The 17,523-nt window shown below is 50.8% G+C and carries 17 protein-coding genes; 12 read left to right on the forward strand and 5 right to left on the reverse strand.

All coding sequences use genetic code 11. The annotated features are described in order from the left end of the window. Positions 1-71: 71 nt before the first annotated feature. Positions 72-1,166 carry a sensor histidine kinase gene (locus GGC63_RS08115; protein ID WP_079915082.1) on the forward strand — a complete coding sequence of 365 codons (1,095 nt, stop codon included), beginning with the start codon at positions 72-74 and terminating at the stop codon, positions 1,164-1,166. Then, positions 1,144-1,794 carry a response regulator gene (locus GGC63_RS08120; protein ID WP_028548883.1) on the forward strand — a complete coding sequence of 217 codons (651 nt, stop codon included), beginning with the start codon at positions 1,144-1,146 and terminating at the stop codon, positions 1,792-1,794. Before GGC63_RS08115 ends, GGC63_RS08120 begins: the two co-directional genes overlap by 23 nt. Here GGC63_RS08120 and GGC63_RS08125 read toward each other — a convergent pair. Continuing rightward, on the reverse strand, positions 1,772-2,371 hold the full coding sequence (locus tag GGC63_RS08125) for a TetR/AcrR family transcriptional regulator (protein ID WP_192701861.1): 600 nt from the start codon (positions 2,369-2,371) through the stop codon (positions 1,772-1,774). The genes GGC63_RS08120 and GGC63_RS08125 overlap by 23 nt on opposite strands. Positions 2,372-3,232: 861 nt before the next feature. Between GGC63_RS08125 and GGC63_RS08130 the strand changes: the two genes are divergently transcribed. Further along, positions 3,233-3,490: a hypothetical protein gene (locus tag GGC63_RS08130; protein ID WP_192701862.1), complete on the forward strand. Its 258-nt coding sequence runs from the start codon at positions 3,233-3,235 to the stop codon at positions 3,488-3,490. Here the strand turns inward: GGC63_RS08130 and GGC63_RS08135 are convergent. Continuing rightward, a complete protein-coding gene (locus tag GGC63_RS08135) occupies positions 3,485-4,207 on the reverse strand; it encodes a hypothetical protein (protein WP_192701863.1) in 723 nt (240 codons plus the stop codon). The genes GGC63_RS08130 and GGC63_RS08135 overlap by 6 nt on opposite strands. 292 nt (positions 4,208-4,499) lie before the next feature. Here GGC63_RS08135 and GGC63_RS08140 point away from each other — a divergent pair, with 292 nt between their 5' ends. Further along, positions 4,500-4,952 (forward strand): GNAT family N-acetyltransferase, encoded by a 453-nt coding sequence (locus tag GGC63_RS08140; RefSeq protein ID WP_192701864.1) that lies wholly within the window; start codon positions 4,500-4,502, stop codon positions 4,950-4,952. Between the two features lie 302 nt (positions 4,953-5,254). Here GGC63_RS08140 and GGC63_RS08145 read toward each other — a convergent pair whose 3' ends face one another. Then, on the reverse strand, positions 5,255-5,605 hold the full coding sequence (locus tag GGC63_RS08145) for a hypothetical protein (protein WP_192701865.1): 351 nt from the start codon (positions 5,603-5,605) through the stop codon (positions 5,255-5,257). Positions 5,606-5,805: 200 nt separating this feature from the next. Between GGC63_RS08145 and zwf the strand changes: the two genes are divergently transcribed. The 5 genes from zwf to GGC63_RS08170 all read left to right on the forward strand — a co-directional run bounded on the left by zwf (position 5,806) and on the right by GGC63_RS08170 (position 11,965). Beyond that, a complete protein-coding gene (gene zwf / locus GGC63_RS08150; protein ID WP_079915087.1) occupies positions 5,806-7,326 on the forward strand; it encodes a glucose-6-phosphate dehydrogenase in 1,521 nt (506 codons plus the stop codon). Between the two features lie 232 nt (positions 7,327-7,558). Then, positions 7,559-8,623: a metallophosphoesterase family protein gene (locus tag GGC63_RS08155; RefSeq protein WP_192701866.1), complete on the forward strand. Its 1,065-nt coding sequence runs from the start codon at positions 7,559-7,561 to the stop codon at positions 8,621-8,623. A gap of 32 nt (positions 8,624-8,655) precedes the next feature. Then, complete coding sequence (locus GGC63_RS08160; RefSeq protein WP_225948049.1) at positions 8,656-10,233, forward strand: peptide chain release factor 3; 1,578 nt, start codon at positions 8,656-8,658, stop codon at positions 10,231-10,233. A gap of 68 nt (positions 10,234-10,301) precedes the next feature. Then, positions 10,302-10,799, forward strand: a complete 498-nt coding sequence (locus GGC63_RS08165) for a CcdC protein domain-containing protein (protein ID WP_192701868.1) — start codon at positions 10,302-10,304, stop codon at positions 10,797-10,799. 251 nt (positions 10,800-11,050) lie between these two features. Next, on the forward strand, positions 11,051-11,965 hold the full coding sequence (locus tag GGC63_RS08170; protein ID WP_318781005.1) for a YheC/YheD family protein: 915 nt from the start codon (positions 11,051-11,053) through the stop codon (positions 11,963-11,965). 94 nt (positions 11,966-12,059) lie between these two features. On the opposite strand, the gene GGC63_RS08175 is transcribed toward GGC63_RS08170, so the two are convergent. After that, complete coding sequence (locus GGC63_RS08175) at positions 12,060-13,541, reverse strand: sensor histidine kinase (RefSeq protein ID WP_192701869.1); 1,482 nt, start codon at positions 13,539-13,541, stop codon at positions 12,060-12,062. Between the two features lie 2 nt (positions 13,542-13,543). Continuing rightward, positions 13,544-14,257, reverse strand: coding sequence for a response regulator (locus GGC63_RS08180; protein WP_192701870.1), 714 nt, complete (start codon positions 14,255-14,257; stop codon positions 13,544-13,546). A gap of 227 nt (positions 14,258-14,484) precedes the next feature. Here GGC63_RS08180 and GGC63_RS08185 point away from each other — a divergent pair, with 227 nt between their 5' ends. The 3 genes from GGC63_RS08185 (at position 14,485) to GGC63_RS08195 (ending at position 17,520) form a co-directional block, all read left to right on the forward strand. Beyond that, the gene (locus GGC63_RS08185; protein WP_192702242.1) at positions 14,485-15,510 is read left to right on the forward strand and encodes a LacI family DNA-binding transcriptional regulator; all 1,026 of its coding nucleotides are present in this window, start codon (positions 14,485-14,487) and stop codon (positions 15,508-15,510) included. 113 nt (positions 15,511-15,623) lie between these two features. Then, positions 15,624-16,784, forward strand: a complete 1,161-nt coding sequence (locus GGC63_RS08190) for a Gfo/Idh/MocA family protein (RefSeq protein ID WP_192701871.1) — start codon at positions 15,624-15,626, stop codon at positions 16,782-16,784. Between the two features lie 16 nt (positions 16,785-16,800). Further along, a complete protein-coding gene (locus tag GGC63_RS08195) occupies positions 16,801-17,520 on the forward strand; it encodes a ThuA domain-containing protein (protein WP_192701872.1) in 720 nt (239 codons plus the stop codon). The last annotated feature ends 3 nt before the right edge of the window (positions 17,521-17,523 follow it).

The raw sequence follows: 17,523 nt of genomic DNA on the forward strand, positions 1-17,523 counted from the left end.
TGCAACAAATTGCAGCAGTAATCTCGTTTATAACTTTGAAACAGATCAGATAACAATGGAGGCCGAAATGGATGGAAGGGCATGACAAACGACTGACCAACATGATATGGCGAAGCATGGGCGAGTCTATTATACTCAGCCTTCTTTTGTTTGGGGTCATCGTGTACTTCCTGAGTTCCAACGGCTATATCAATGAATTTACGACCTGGCAGGAGGGTGTACGGCTCAGCCTGACGGTCATCGCTATCGTCACGGTGATCGGAGGCGCCTACGGGCTGTGGAACAGCAGCAAGACCAAACGGCGCCTGGAGCTGCTTCGCGAGGTGATGATTTCCTTGGAAAAAGGGAACTTAAGCCGCAAGGTCCCTCCTCTCGGGGAGGATGAAATCGGCAGGCTCGGCGAGCAGCTGAACCAGATTACGAAAAAATGGGAGGAGCAGGTAACCTCCCTCCAGCGCTTATCCAGCAACAACGCGCAGCTGGCGCAAAAGGCAAAGTATTCGGCTATCGTAGAGGAGCGGCAGCGGCTGGCACGGGAGCTGCATGACGCCGTCAGCCAGCAATTGTTCGCGATCTCGATGACGGCTACAGCGGTTGGAAGAACGCTGGACAAGGACTTCGACAAGACCTTGTTCGAAAAGGCCAAAAGGCAAATTCATCTGATCGAGGAAATGGCCTCCGTGGCTCAATCGGAGATGCGCGCGCTGCTCCTACATTTGCGTCCTGTCCATCTGGAAGGGAAGCGGCTGGCGGAAGGCTTGCTGGAGCTGCTTCAGGAGCTGATGGCCAAGGTCCCCATGGAAATCTCCTGGGAATTGGAGGAGGACGTCAAGCTGCCCAAAGGGATCGAGGATCATCTGTTCCGGATCGTTCAGGAGGCGATGTCGAATGCCCTCAGGCATTCCAAGGCTACCAAGCTGGAGGTGCGGTTGACTCAGCCTTCCAGCGATGCGATTCGACTGCTGATCCGGGATAATGGTGTAGGCTTTGATCTCGATGCGAAAAAGCATGCTTCTTACGGTATTGTGACCATGAAGGAACGCGTGAACGAAATCGGCGGGTCCTTGAATTTGATAACGGCGCCGGGTAAAGGAACTCGGATTGAGATTCGGGTGCCGATTTTGACGGAAGGGGGAGAATTGGATGGAGAACGAGATGGCGATTAAAGTTTTATTGGTGGATGACCACGAAATGGTTCGGATAGGTTTGGCAGCGGTGCTGAGTACGGAGGAAGATATTGAGGTTGTTGGCGAGGCCAGTAATGGTGCGGAGGGTATTAGACTGGCTCAGGAATACAGGCCGGATGTCGTCTTGATGGATCTGGTTATGGAAGGAATGGACGGAATCGAAACGACCCGGCGGCTGCTTCAGCTGTACCCCGAGTGCAAAGTAATCGTTCTGACAAGCTTCCTGGACGATGAGAAGATGTACCCGGTTATTGAAGCGGGAGCCTTCAGCTATTTGTTGAAAACCTCTCGGGCTGCGGAAATTGCACAAGCGATCCGGGCTGCGGTAAAAGGCCAATCCATCCTTGAATCCCAGGTGGCTTCCAAGATCATGAACCGGTTCCGACAGCCGAAGGCTGCCGCTCCCGCTCACGAGGAACTGACGGAAAGAGAGATGGAGGTGCTTCGTCTGATCGCTTCCGGCAAGTCCAATCAGGATGTGGCGGATGAGCTGTTCATCGGCATTAAAACGGTCAAGTTCCATGTAACGAATATTCTTGCCAAGCTTGGTGTCGAGGATCGTACGCAGGCGGCCATATATGCCTTTAAGAATGGTCTGGTGGAATAGGGGCGGCAATGCCTTCCCAGTAGATGCGCCATACTCCTTCCAGCCGCTGTTCGAATTGGGGCCGGCCATAATAAAATAATTGGAGAAAGCAGCCATCCATCAAACAAAGGTAGGAGGCCAGCAGCTCTTCGACGGGCTCATCGCGGATGAGTCCTTTTTGTATTCCTGTCGAAAAGATTTCTTGTAGAGGGGCTGTAAAAAGACGCTCGATTTCAATAAATTTGTGCTGCAGCCGTTCTTGAAGAAAGGTAGGGGGAAACAGCATCGCTCTGCGCAGGAAGGTGATTTTTTCTTCGCTGACCAAATAAGTATCGCAGGAGTCCCTAAGAATGGCAAACAGCTTCTCTTTCACCGGGTAGTCGTGAATGGATTCCAGCAGCTGGCCGACGCGGGCGGCATGTTCTTGAAGCAGCTCCTCGAAAAGCCGGAGAAACAAGTCTTCCTTGCTGCGAAAATGAGCATAGAGCGACGGCGTCTTGATTCCCACGTCCTTGGCGATTTCCGATAAAGGGGTGCCCTCATACCCGTTTTTTGCAAAATGGCGTAATGCAGCGGCTTTAATCGTACTAGAAGTCATGATCAGAGCTCCGTTTCTTTATGATAAGTAGTCCTTATTAATGTTAATTATAATAACATAATACCAGCTGGTGAATGATATCTGCAAGAGTCATTAAAATTTGTGTTATTTTATTTAACACTGGATATAGCTGATAAATAGAATAGGAATGGTATGAAAAAGGGAAACATTACATTGGGCCGTATCCACATAAAGGATAGTCATAAACCTATGCATGGAAAGGGTTTCTGGTGCTTGGCAGGAGAGGGATTTATTTATTGACCGAAGGCAAAATATTTTCTGATCCAATAATTATTGTGAATTATGGGTAGAGAAGTTCACATATCCGGGCAGAGAATGGAACGGACAGAGGAGCCAGCCAGCCTTAGAGACCATCGGGCCGTCATTCGACAACAAGCGGATAGATAGAGGATGTCGAAATCCTCAAAAGAGACTCTGAAGGCGGACGAGATTGACGAAACCTCATACGGTTCGACTCAGTGAGACAGGCCGATTGGTGAAATAAACATCTTTGTCGGGGGACATGTTCAAAAAGTGATTATTTCCGGGGAAATTGACAAAATTCACGGTCTCTAAAAGTGGCGAAAAGAAACGATGATACTCTAATAATGCAAAGATAAACCCTATCTTCCACTGACAGCGATCATTTTTTAAAGAAGAGGCTGTTTTTTTGTGGAAATGTCGGAAACAGTGAAAGAAAATCGCGCTTTGTTTCGTCTATATATAGAGAGACCAAAAAAAAGAACTGGCGTTTCGCGCCTTGGATATATAGTAGTTAGAGCTGTGGATGAGCTTGGTCCAAATTGGAGTCGAAAAGGGGAGAGGGAGATGGCGGTTACTATAGCCGAAAGGAGAAGGGGAATGGAACTCGAGACCCTGCCATGCAGGGAGAAGGCCGTTCACCTTCGGCGCTATGAGGAATATTGCTATCAAATCGCTTTCTACTTGCTGAATAATGAAAAGCAGGCGTCGGAAGCGGCAGAGCACGCACTTATGGAGCTGTACAGGTGCAGGGAATGGTTCGACATGCCTGACAACGCCAGGCAAGCCAAAGCTAAGCAAGCTGCGCTGATGCAGGCTTTGGAAAGCAAAAAACGCGGCTTAAGCCGCGCCTTATAAATATTGATTAATGAGGATTCCGTTAAGAGGGATGGAGAAGTAGGTGTGCACCTGGCCTGCCTCCCATTGTCGAAAACGGTATTTCGTTATCGTCTTGAATTGCGGCTGTTCTTTGTCGAGAAGCTGTTCCGGCGGAAAGGCAAGAAGCCGATCGGCCGTTTCAGATAGAATAACGGCCAGCTCGCCGGTCCGTGACGCGTCGACCTGATGGGAAACAGGCATATCCATGAGTGACGCGGCTTCTCCGTCTGATTGTCGAAGACCAAGCTCCTCCCATAGTTCAGAAGCGGGCTGGCTGAGCGCCTCCTCCAGCGTCTTGCTGTCGATATAGGTGGATGCTGAAGTCAATGCTTGATGAAGAAGAATATAGCTTTGGACCAGCTCCTCAACCTGCTGTTGACGGAAGGTGGTCTTTTGTTCTTGTTCAGGGAAGGCAGGGTCTTGCTCATTCGTTGCTTCCCACTCCCGATCGTACTGTCGAGTCAAGGCCTCGACAGATTCCTTCGCTTCGACAGCGGCGGTCAAGACATGGGATAAGCTTAACGCGGCAGCGAATGCGAATGGTTCGAAATCATGATGGAACGCATGGGACGAGATCGATGGCGGATTGAAGAAAGGCGTAGACCGACGGGAACGTCGCTTCCATAGATCCTCCCCGGAATGCCATAGGGCATTGGTACGGTATGTACGAGCCACTTTTGATAGCTTGGCCAGCATGCTTGAACACCTCCGAAGAATAATGAGAAATGGATTGGTTTTATTATACCTAATGTTCCATCTTACGTAAATTGGAACTTGACATAATTATTGACGCTACTGTATGATATAGAATTAACTTGGAAAAAGGGGCATTTTGTCATGGATTGGGTACAAACGGCCGTCATCGTGGTTGTTATTATCGTCTGCGTGCTGTTTCTTGCCTTCGTCGGTAAAAAGTATTTGAAATAATAGCACACCTTGCCGTCGCTTCATAGTATAAAGTAATTCTTTATTCTAGGGGGCGACGCCAGTGATCCGAAAGCGAATTCCGCGTCGGGACGATAAAGTGATACTGGAGCTGGTGGAGCTGCTTCTGTTACCCTATGCAAGACTGACCCAGCCGGATTTGCGAGTGACGCTTCCATTGATCCGGGATCGGATGAAGGGAAGCAGGACCTATGTCGCATGCTCGGGGGGCCGGGCGGCGTGCGGGTTCATTACGCTCCGTGAGGACAAGGAGGTCATGATCATCGACATGCTTGCCGTTCATCCGAGAGCGCAGGGCAAAGGAATGGGTTCTAGGCTGATGGAGCACGCGGAGCGTTCAGCCGTGCTGGCCGGAAAGAATGAAATTCGGCTGTGGGTAGATGATACGAATACGCAGGCTCAGCGCTTTTATGCCTCCAAGGATTATGTACCGGTTCATTACAACAGCCTGATTCGCTGCTACCAATTGTCGAAGCGTATCCATTTGAAGAAGTAACCTTTTTAAACCTAATAGGCGGGTCTTCGCTGCGGACGGGCGGGACCTTTTTTACCGCGCATATCTTCACTAAAGCGTCAGCGCAGTGATAATGCCTATCATCCCTCTATGAATGATCGCCATATTTCGATAGACGGGACCTTGCATAATGGAAGGGATACGTTTCGCGAACGGATGGTTTATTACATTACCATCTCCGGGGATAGTCAGGCAAACAGGCTGTCTTCCGCTTGATGCAAGCCTCGGCGGAGGGAGGAGCCCTCCCGTCCGCCGAATGCCGGAGTCAGCTCTTGCTGAATCGCTTAAACGAGCAGGAACAAAAGAGCAATTAGGGAAAGATCCAGCGCGATTCCTCCGCCAAAGGGCGGAATGCCGAATCCGGGTCCAGGCCCGGGGAAGGCGGACAACTTGGCTCTTGTTTTCGCTTTGATCCTTGTTTTCCGCGATTTAATGCTGTTGGAGCCGGACCTTTTGGAGCTCGAGGAGCCGACGGTCGATTCGGCTGCGGCTGCCGGACGGTTCAAAATGATTTGACCGTTTTCATAAGCGCTCAGTACACCAACCATTTCGCTGCCGTCTCTTAGAATGACAAGCACAGGCTTGCCGAAATGTTCCCGGCACGTGTCTTCGTTAATGGGATGAATATGTCTCATGAATGTTTACACCTCCGTCATCATGTACACTCTAGTCTATGCGTAACGTGTATGTGCGTTTGGATAATGGCCTAGAGGTTACGCGCCTATTTTGCATGATGAGGGCATTGAATCCTGAGCCAGTTTTCGTTATGCTTAAAGAGTTCATGACTTTGATTAGTTAAAGCAATAAAAAATACATAAGAAAGAATGATGAGAAGATGACCAATACGGTGTTTTTCCTATTCGGTGCTACGGGCGATTTGGCCCGCCGCAAGCTGTTCCCTGCAATTTATTGCTTGTACCGCGAGCGTAAGCTGGGGGATCGCTTTGCCGTGATCGGTTTGGCGAGACGCTCAAGAACCAATGAGCAGTTTCGTGAGGATGTGCTGGAATCGATCAAAGAATTCGCTCGTTATAATGTAACGAAGGACGAGCAGTGGGAATCCTTTGCAGAGCATTTTGAGTACATGTCCCTGGACATCAACAACCCGTCGGCGTTTAAAGATCTGCGTGGCTTGGCAGACCGTCTTGACGACAAATTCGACGTAGGCGGCAATCGCCTGTTCTACCTGGCGTTAGCACCTGAACTGTTCGGCAGTGTTTCTCATAACCTGCAGGCAGGAGGCTTGCTTGAAACCTCCGGATGGGCGCGCCTGGTCATTGAAAAGCCATTCGGCTATGATCTGCCTTCCGCAGAGAAGCTGAATGCAGAAATTCGGCAAGTATTCGATGAAAAAGATATTTACCGTATCGACCATTATTTGGGTAAAGAAATGGTTCAGAACATTAGCGTTGTTCGATTTGCCAATGCGTTCTTCGAGCCTTTGTGGAACAACAAATATATTGCCAACATTCAAATTACTTTAAGTGAAACGGTTGGCGTCGAAGAGCGCGGAGGGTATTACGATCACTCGGGTGCTCTGCGCGATATGGGTCAGAATCATATGCTGCAAATGCTGGCCATGATGGCTATGGAACCGCCTAGCCGTCTGTCGCCGGAAGATATCCGCGACGAGAAGGTCAAAGTATTCCGTTCGCTGCGGGGCTTCCAGAATGCTGCTGAGGTCCGGGCCAATACGGTTCGCGGACAATATGTGGCGGGAACCAACAAAGGCAAGCAGGTTCCAGGGTACCGCGAGGAGGATTCCGTCAATCCGGAGTCGACGACCGAAACCTATTTCGCCGCGCGCGTATTCGTGGACAACTTCCGCTGGGCGGGCGTTCCATTCTACATCCGCACCGGCAAGAGGCTGCCTGTAAAAACGACGGAAGTCGTTGTCGAATTCAAGAATGTGCCTAACAATGTGTATCTTTCGAAGAAGCATAAGCTCGAGCCGAATCTGTTAGTGTTCCGGGTGAACCCGATGGAGGGCATTTACTTCAAAATGAACGCGATGCAGCCGGGATCCGAAGGCACGATTGTGCCTGTCGCCATGGATTTCTGCCAAAGCTGCCAGGTCGGCCTGAATACGCCGGAGGCCTACGAGCGTTTGCTGCATGATGCGGCACGGGGCGACTCCACCTACTTTACCCGTTGGGATGAAGTGGCGCTGGCTTGGAAGTACGTGGACAAGATCGCCGCGGCATGGGGAGAGCGCACGGATAACTTGCATCTGTACCCTGCCGGAACATGGGGGCCGGATCAAGCTCAGCAGCTGCTGTCCGAGGACGGCTTCAAATGGTGGCCGGTTAACGGACAGGATGAGGGAGAAGTGGCTTGGGAGTTTACACAGCGTTAAGCCGTTTATGTCAGCAGGACAAGTGAAAATCGCAGGGCCGTACATGCATAAGGGTACGAGCCCTGTTTCTTTTGTCGAAATCTTACCTGCGTTAATGCTTTAGTGAATCTCCCGTGCATTGAAAAAGTGTGCATACATCCGGATAAACAGATATAATAAAGAAACGCATTTCATGGTAAAATGAACGTTGAATAAAATGATGGCATGATTCATACTCAGGGGGAATACTTCTATGTCCCGTCGGGCTTTTATCCGCTGGATGCTTGGATTGCTTGTCCTTATAGGGGCGGCTTTTACCGGACTGTTCAAATTGCTTCAGCGATCGGAGGACACGCAGTTGGCAGCGCAGCCGAGTACAGACTCGGAACCGAGACTCGCAAAGCAGGAGCCGCCGGAAGCTAAACCGGAGCCGGCCAATGACAAGGATCCGTTATTTTCATTTATGATATTAAGCGATCTTCATATTTCGGTATATGATCCCAATACTATCAAGCATATGAAGGAAGCCCTAGAAGATATGAAGCAATTCGAATCGCCGATTGAAGCCTTGATCATCACAGGCGATCTGACGGATTTCGGAGGCGCGGACGGCTACAAGGAACTTCAGAAGCTGCTGTCGGCCTATAAGCTGCCGCCTATCTACGCGAACATGGGCAATCACGATTATTACGATATTTGGGTAGACAAGAAGGGGGCATTCAATAAAGAAACGATGCCCAACGGGAAGACGGATTGGCAGGCGCGCGAGCGGTTCCAGAAGTTTTTTAATCTGGACAGCATCTACAACGCCGCACAGATCAACGGGTTCCCTATCATCCTGCTGTCGCAGGAAGCCTACGTCCAAGAGAAGCCGGAGGTCGGCGAAGGGGCCTGGTACTCCGATCAGCAGCTGGATTGGTTCAAGAATCAGCTGGCTCAGCATAAGGACGGCAAGCCGATCTTCGTCATGACCCACCAGCCGCTGCCGCCTATCGGCTCTGACGGAGGAAGTCATCAGCTGATCCCCGCGAAGAAGTTCCGCGAAATATTGAAGCCTTACAAAAATGTATTCGTCTTTTGCGGACACCGGCATCAGGATTTCCAGAACGGCGCAGAGCATTATGTGAAGGAAACGTTCCATTACTTCCATAATTCGTCAGTCGGCAGGGTTTTGAACCGGAATTATGAAAATGCCGGGAAGGAAAAATCGCAAGGCTTATATGTTCAGGTGTATAAGGACAGAGTTACCGTTCGCGGCCGCGAGTTCAGTAAGCGAGCCTGGCTGAAGGAAGCGGATTGGAGCCTGAAGCTAACTTAACGATAAGGAAGGAATTACAGAAGCTTATGAGCATGGATACCAAGCAAAAGATGATAGAAGAGGTTGAAAAGCGCCGTACCTTCGCTATTATTTCTCACCCCGACGCGGGGAAAACGACGCTGACCGAGAAGCTGCTGCTCTTCGGGGGAGCGATCCGTCTGGCAGGTACGGTAAAGGGCCGCAAGGCAAGCAAGCATGCGACCTCCGACTGGATGGAAATCGAGAAACAAAGAGGGATCTCGGTTACATCGAGCGTAATGCAATTCGATTATAATGGACATCGTGTCAATATTCTCGATACTCCAGGTCACCAGGACTTCTCAGAGGATACTTACCGTACGTTGACTGCGGCAGATAGTGCGGTCATGCTGATCGACTCGGCCAAAGGGGTCGAGGCGCAGACGAAGAAGCTGTTTCAGGTATGCCGCATGCGGGGCATCCCGATTTTTACATTCATTAATAAAATGGACCGTGAAGGGCAAAACCCGTTCGATCTTCTTGAGGAGCTGGAGCAGGTGCTTGGCATCCGATCTTATCCGATGAACTGGCCTATCGGCTCCGGCAAGCAATTTCGCGGCGTATACGACCGTAAATTAACCCAAGTCGAGCTGTTCCAGGGAGACGATCATAAGGAGATTCAGGTTCGCAAGGTTAGCGGATACGATGACCCTGTGGTGAAGGAAATTGCGGGAGACTTCTTCTATGATCAGCTGGTGCAGGATTTGGAGCTGCTGGACGTAGCGGGTGACGAGTTTGATTATGAGAAGGTACGCAGCGGCGAGCTGACTCCTGTCTTTTTCGGCAGTGCCATCAACAATTTCGGTGTGCAAACATTCCTCGAAAACTTCCTGCAGCTGGCGCCGAAGCCAACGCCGCGCAGCAGCAGCGAAGGCGAGATTGATCCGATGAACGAGAAGTTTACCGGGTATATTTTCAAAATCCAGGCGAACATGAACCCTGCTCACCGTGACCGGATTGCGTTCTTGCGCATTTGCTCTGGCAAGTTCGAGCGCGGAATGTCCGTTAAGCATGTGCGGGCAGGCAAAGATATCAAGCTGGCTCAGCCGCAGCAGTTCCTCGCGCAGGACCGCGACATCGTGGAAGAGGCTTATCCGGGGGACATTATCGGGCTCTTCGACCCGGGAATTTTCCGGTTGGGTGACTCCCTCAGCCAGGCCGGCAATGTCGAATTCAATGAGCTGCCGACGTTCTCGCCGGAGCTGTTCTCCAAGGTAACCGTGAAAAATGCGCTCAAGCATAAGCAGTTTCAAAAAGGTGTCGACCAGCTGACGGAAGAAGGAACGATCCAGGTATTCCGTACGATCGGATTTGACGATCTGATTCTTGGCGTTGTCGGCCAGCTTCAGTTTGAGGTATTCGAGTACAGGATGAAAGCGGAATACGGTGTAGACGTTCAGCTTCAGCGCACGAACTTCCAGTTTGCGAGATGGATTATCGATGATCAGATCGATCCGGGCAAGTTCCGCATTAACTCCCAGCTGGTTCGGGATAAGAACGACAACTATGTCGCCTTATTCGAGAGTGAGTATGCGATGCGCTCGGCAATGGAAAAAAATCCGAACGCGAAATTTTTGGAGAATGCTCCCTAAGGGTAAAAAAAAGATACAAACACAATGCTTATTAAGCTAAATTAAGGAAATGGCAGGTGGGTAACTGCATGCAGCACATGGGACCGACTTTGGGAATAGTCCTGCTGGTTGGATTCATGATTTACCGCAGGACCAAGCGGACGATCGGCTTGCAGAAGATCGTACGTTCCAGGCTAATGTTTCGGATCATCCTGTTCAGTCTGCTGGGGTGCGTGTTTCTATACCTGGGAGTCCTTCACCCTATTAACCTTATAGCTGATGGAGTGGGTCTGGTCTGCGGCCTGGTGCTGGCGCATTATGCGATTAAGCATACGCAATTCGAGCAGCAGAGCGACGGAATGTATTATCGAACGCATCTATGGGTTAATATGGCCGTGCTTGCCTTATTGGTGGGCAGGATTGCTTACAGGCTGTTGGTGATGCAGTCTCTGGGACCCGATGCGTATGACCCTTCCGCGAATCCGATGCAGATGTACGGGAAAGATCCTTGGACGATCGGTATCTTCTTTGTGCTTGTATCGTATTATATTCGATTTTTTACCTTTTTGCTGGCAAAAGGAAAGTAATCCAAGCTGGTTTTTGCATGAGAAAAAGTATTGTGGCCCGATCCGAACCGGATCGGGTTTTTTCTTATTCATTTCAGGCCTTGTGTTAGCATAGACTGCTTCAGAAGCATGGCTGGTAGGGGGGGACCCCATCGGAGTATATCAGCACAAGCTCTATAGATTTTTCAACAGACCAACCCGCTTTACCGGGTTATTTTGCATTCCATGAAGTCCGTCTCCGAACCGGAAGGGCAGGTACAGCATACAATATTGTGTTTGAATCGACTGTTTGGGCGGGTGCCGCATCGGATGCGGACCATGCGCTTATGCAAGAAGCTCAAGGCGATTACAAGTATGGTTCTAACAAAGCACGCTATAAACGGGATTATGTATACCTGGCGATTCGAGGAAAGGTGGATGTCATGAGTAAGAAGTATAATCGGTTCGTCGTCAGTAAATGGACGAAGACTTGCGTGTTGAGCGAAAATACCAAAATCCGTGCTCATATACCTCCGACAGAGAAAATGACGCATTCCTCTCTTAAAAGCATGCTGGATAAATACCGAATGGTGTATATCAAGCCGGATAAGGGAACCTTTGGGATCGGGGTTATGAGAGTGGAGGTGGATTCGGATGCCTCGAAGCCGGTGTACCGTTATCAGAGCGGCTCGGAAATCCGGAAATTTGCATCCTATGACGACATGTACGATTCCATTATCGATCTCACGAAAAATCGGCTGTATTTGGTTCAAATGGGCATTCACCTGACCAAATACCTCAAGCGCAGCTTCGACATTCGCGTCCATGTGCAGCAGTCGCCGCAAAAGAAATGGGAGACGACAGGCATTATCGGGCGTGTCGCAGACCCCAAGAAAATTGTGACGAACGTTCATAACGGAGGACAGATCAAATCGATTGAGACCTTATTGAAGGCTTATTTACCTGCGGATAAGCAAAAGATCTTCATCCGGTATTTGAAGAAGCTCGGCTTGGTGACGGCGGAAGAGCTGTTCAAAACCTATAAAGGCATTAAGGAAGTCGGTCTGGATATTGCCTTGGATAAGGATCTCAAGCCCTGGATTCTGGAGGTGAATACCAATCCGGATCCGTACATTTTCAACCGGTTGAAGGATAAAACCATGTATCGCAAAGTATACCGTTACGCCAAAGCCTACGGAAGAGTCTAGCATCGCGTCATTATGACAAAATCCCGTATCCGCTTATGGTCGGGGGTACGGGATTCTCGGGATGAGTATCATCTAACGAGGGGTTTAACTTTGTTTAAGAATCGCGGGAGTCCGTCTCTGCGGGAGAGGTGGCTTCCGTTTGCGCTTTAGGCAGTGTGATGAGGAACTCGCTTCCCATGCCGGGGGTGCTTTGAACTTCAATCGTACCTTGATGGGCTTCAACCAGCCTCTTCACAATAGATAGCCCCAATCCCGTTTCACTGTTGCTTTTGCTGCGGGAAGGGTCGGCCTTATAAAACCGTTCCCAGATATACTCCTGCTCTTCAGGGGTCATACCGTGCCCGGTATCCGAGATTTGGATCCTTGTCTCGGTTTCGGTTTCCTGTCCCCGCAATCGGATGGAACCGTAATCGGTGAATTGGATGCTGTTCTTCACAAGGTTAATCAGAATCTGCATCAGCCGGTCATAATCCCCGTAGACCAGCAGCATGGGATCGCATTCGATAATGATTTGGAGGTGCTTCGCTTCCAGCAGGATCTCCAGCGACTCCGAGACCACCTCCATTAATTCTTTCAGAGGGATATGCTTCTTATGCAGTGTAATCATGCCGTTCTCGATTTTCTCCGTATCCAGCAGCTCATTAATGAGCCGGATCAGACGGAATGTTTCCTTCTCGATAATGCCGTAATACTTCTGCTTGTCCTCCGGCTGGGTGACCAGATTGCTCTTCAGTCCTTCGATAATGCCCCGAATGGAGGTTAAAGGAGTGCGCAGCTCATGAGTGACATCCATGATGAATTGACGCCGCATCGTTTCGTACTGGTTCAATTTCTTGGACGAAGCCTCCAGTTGGGCCGCCATGGCATTGAAGTCGAAGGCAAGATCCCCAAGCTCGTCCGTGCGGGTAACAGGCAGTCTTGCTTCGTATTGCCCTGCGGCAATCTGTCGTGTAGCGCGGCGAAGCGGCTGAATGCTCTTGCTCATATTGCGGGATATCAGCAAGCTGACGATAACGGCCAGCAGGAATACGACTGCGAATAAATAGATTAGTGCCTTATTGAACGATTGCACCGTCTCCTGATACCCGTGAAGGGGAGAGAAGACGAACAGGTACATATCTCCTTTTTGGCTCTTGGAACGGATCGGCTTGCCCAGAACCACCAACGGCTCTTCCGTATTCCGGTTGACAATGAAGCTCTCATTTTCATTCATATTGAAAATTTTGGCCTTCAGTCCGTCCAGGAAAGGCTTGGAACGGTAAGCGCTGGGCATTTTGGGATCGCGGTACGCCATTTCCCCCGTTTTGTCGAACAGAATAAACGAAATTTTGCGTTCCACAAGCAGAGTACGGTAGGCTTGGAGCGCAGGCTGCGGCTCATCCTCCTCCCGTGAAAACATTCTGGAGATGACCTTGGCCGTAGTGGTTAATTCCTCTGTCTCCGCCTGATAAATCTGCTGCTTGGTGTAATAAGCGAACCCAAAGCTCAATAAGCCGAGGATGAGCAGGCACACAATGAGGTGACTTAGAAAAAGGCGCTGAAAAAACGTAAAGCGATAACGCTTGTGACTCCCCATCGTTATTCCTCCAGCTTGTAGCCGACTCCCCAGACCGTTACGATCAGCGCGCAATCCGGTGTCGAGACTTTATTGCGGAGTCTTTTGATATGCACGTCAACCGTCCGTTCTTCTCCGATATAGTCATAGCCCCAGATGCTCTCGAGCAGCTGCTCGCGGGTAAACACCTTCTTCGGGTAACGGACGAACAAGCAAAGCAGATCGAATTCCTTCGGTGTCAGATTTGTAATCTCATGGCCTTGAATGATCGCGGTTCTCGACTCCAGCTGGATCGTAATGAATTTGTGCTTCAGCGTGCTGAAACCGTTAGCTTGCTCCTCCTGGACGGAAAGAGCCTCACGATCCTCGTTAATTCCTATCTTATATCGCCGCAATACGGCTTTCATTCTGGCGATCAGCTCCATGGGACTAAACGGCTTGGTCACATAATCGTCCGCACCGAGTTCCAGTCCCTTAATTCTGTCCTGCTCCTGATCGCGCGCGGTGAGCAGAATAACAGGGGTTTGCTGATTCTGTCTCAGATCCCGGCACAGGCTGATGCCGTCTTTGCCCGGGAGCATCCAATCCAGAATAACGAAATCCCATGGTTGTTCATCTATTAGCCGCTGTGCCGTTATTCCGTCATTGACGAAGGTGGTATCATATTGTTCCTTTTGAAAAAAAAGTTGCAGCATTTCACATACGGACAGATCGTCCTCGGCGACAAGCAGCTTCACGGAAAACACTCCTTGATTTCTTCTTTATATCTCTCTTCAAGCATAGTCGGTTGAGGGATGAATATCAATACTGGATCGGTTCGAAACAGCTGCTAGGATGAGACGATGAACCAATTGACAAACCGAGGGTTTCCATGAGAAAATGTACGCGTGTACATTTCAGTTGTAAGAACATGGTAATGCTTAGCAAGCGATAAGGGACAGAGGAACGAAAGGAGAGAGCGCATATAGTAACGAGGAAGGAAGTTGCTGAGTTAGCGCGAGTATCCGAAGCTACCGTTTCCCGCGTTTTCAACGGCGTAGGGCCGATGAAGGAAGAAACGAAGCAGAGGGTATTGGAGGCAGCTAAGAAACTGAACTATCATCCCAACGCGATTGCTCAGAGCTTCGCCCGCCGCAGAAGCGGCAATTTGGGCGTGGTTCTTCCCTATGTGCCCAAGGTGCATTTGTTTTCGACGTATTTTTTTGCCGAGATTCTAAGCGGTATAGGCTCTAAGGTGCGTGAAAAAGGGTATGATCTGCTGCTGATGTTCCGCTCACCGGAGGACGAGAGTGAATATACGGATATTTTTCTCTCGCAGAAAGTGGACGCGTGCATTATTCTGGGTGCCGGCGACACGCCGAGAGAGCGGGAGCAGCTGAAAAAGCTGGAAGAAGGCGGCCATCCGTTCTGCCTTGTCAACCAGCATTTTGCAGGAGAACAGTTTAACGAAGTAGATGCGGATCATACGGGGGGCAGCTACCGCGCGGTCCAATACCTGCTCGGTAAAGGCTATCGCCGAATTGCCTTTCTGAACGGGTCCCCGGAATTCTCAAGCAGCGGCGACCGGTGGCATGGCTATAAGCTGGCCATGGAGGAAGCGGGTATCGATTCAAGCGAGTATCAAAGATGGTACTATGAGGGCAACTACAGCCGAACAAGCGGCTACCGGGCGGCGGCCAAGATGGCCAGCCGCATAGGAGAGCTGGATGCGGTGTTCTCGGCCAATGATCGGATGGCAATAGGCTTGATGCAAGGGCTGCGGGAGCATGGGCTGGAGGCCGGACGCGATTTTGCCGTTATCGGCTGCGATAATTCCGATGCCGCCCGCGTCACGGATCCGCCGCTGACAAGCGTAGCTGTACCGTTCTACGAGATGGGCAGCGCAGCCGCCGAACGTTTGCTGGAGCAGCTGGGAGGCGCCGAAGGCGGTTTTCAGCTCAAGATGGATACTGAGCTCGTCGTTCGGCAGTCTTGCTCTAAACGTCAGTAAAGCCGGGTAACGTATGACCGGCGAATAATATACTGGGGGTATACCCTGGTTTGGTAATACGACGGCTCTCTGTCGGTTATTCGCCGGATTTTCCACATGGGAGGATTGGAAGGATGAAGCAGTTCAATATCGGAATGGTCGGTTATAAATTCATGGGCAAGGCGCACAGCCATGCTTATCGCGATTTACATATGTTTTTCCCGAAATCGGCAAGGCCGGTCATGAAGCTGATCTGCGGCCGGGATGAGCAGGGAGTGGCCCAGGCTGCGGAGCAGTTCGGCTGGGAAGGCTATGTGACGGACTGGCGGGAGCTTCTTAAGCGGGATGACATCGATGTCATCGATATTAATGCTCCGAGCGATGCCCATAAGGAGATTGCTTTGGCCGCGGCTAAGGCGGGTAAGCACTTGTTCTGTGAAAAGCCGCTCGCGCTGACGCTTGCCGATTCCCGCGAGATGCTGAAGGCGGCGGAGGATGCCAACGTCAAGCATATGGTCGGCTTCAACTACCGCTTCGCTCCAGCCGTACAGCTGGCCAAGAAGCTGATCGACGAGGGAAGATTAGGTGAAATCTATCATTTCCGCGGATGGTTTCTCCAGGATTGGATTGTCGATCCGGATTTTCCTTTAGTATGGCGGCTTCAAAAGGAAGTAGCCGGTTCAGGCTCCCATGGTGATTTGGGTGCGCATCTCATCGATCTTGCTCATTATCTGGTCGGCGGGATGAAGGAAGTCATCGGCATGAGCGAAACCTTCATTAAAGAACGGCCGCTTCCTACCTCTATGACCGGCTTAAGCGCCAAAGGTAGCAAGGATGCCCCCAGAGGTCCGGTTTCGGTCGATGATGCGACGCTGTTCATGAGCCGGTTTGAGAACGGAGCGCTTGGCAGCTTCGAGGCTACGAGATTCGCTCCCGGTCATCGCTGCACGAATGCTTTTGAAATCAACGGAAGCAAAGGCAGCGTGAAATTCGATTTTGAACGAATGAATGAGCTGCAGGTCTATTTCACCGATGATGCCGCCGACGTTCAGGGCTTCCGCCGCGTACTTGCTACCGACGCTGCACACGCTTACATGGATGCATGGTGGCCGGCAGGGCATACGATCGGCTATGAGCATACCTTCGTTCATGAAGTAGTGGAGCTGATGCAGGCATTGGAGGAAAACCGCCAGCCGGTGCCAAGCTTTGTGGATGGGGTAAAATGCCAGGAAGTGCTGGAAGCGGTAGAACGCTCGATTGAGGAGCGGCGCTGGGTCAAAATTGAGGAGATGTAGAGAGGGGCGACAGGGCATGAAAAAAGCATTAATTGTACAAGGCGGTTGGAAAGGGCACGAACCGGAGGAGGTATCCGAAATTTTCCGCAGCCTGCTGACTGAGAACGGCTTCGAGGTCGAGGTATCCGACACATTGGAAGCATTCGCCGATGCGGAGAAGCTGAACTCGCTGGATCTGATCGTTCCGGTATGGACGATGGGGGAGATCACCAAGGAGCTGGTCAAGAACGTCTCCGAAGCGGTGCAAAAGGGAGTCGGTCTCGCAGGATGTCACGGAGGCATGTGCGACGCGTTCCGCAACAACGTCGATTGGCAGTTTATGACCGGAGGCCAATGGGTGGCTCACCCCGGCAATGACGGAGTCGAGTATGTCGTTAATATCAAGCACAGCTCCAGTCCGCTGGTGGAAGGAATGGCAGACTTTGCAGTGAAAAGCGAGCAGTATTATCTGCATGTCGACCCGGCGGTCGAGGTGCTGGCTACGACACGGTTCCCGGTAGTCGAAGGGCCACACTCCATGAATAAAGCCGTAGATATGCCAGTGGTCTGGACGAAGCGCTGGGGTGTCGGCAGAGTCTACTACTGCTCCCTTGGGCATCACGCCGATATCGTAGACATGCCGCAAGTCAAGGAGCTTATGCGCCGTGGCTTCTTGTGGGCAGCGGAAGGCAAAGAGGCTGCGCAAGGCATCGTTTCCGGAGATAGCAAGTACACAGGTATGGGAGACAGCAACTAAGAT

Source organism: Paenibacillus sp. OAS669, assembly GCF_014873645.1.
Taxonomy (GTDB): Bacteria; Bacillota; Bacilli; order Paenibacillales; family NBRC-103111; genus Paenibacillus_S; species Paenibacillus_S vulneris.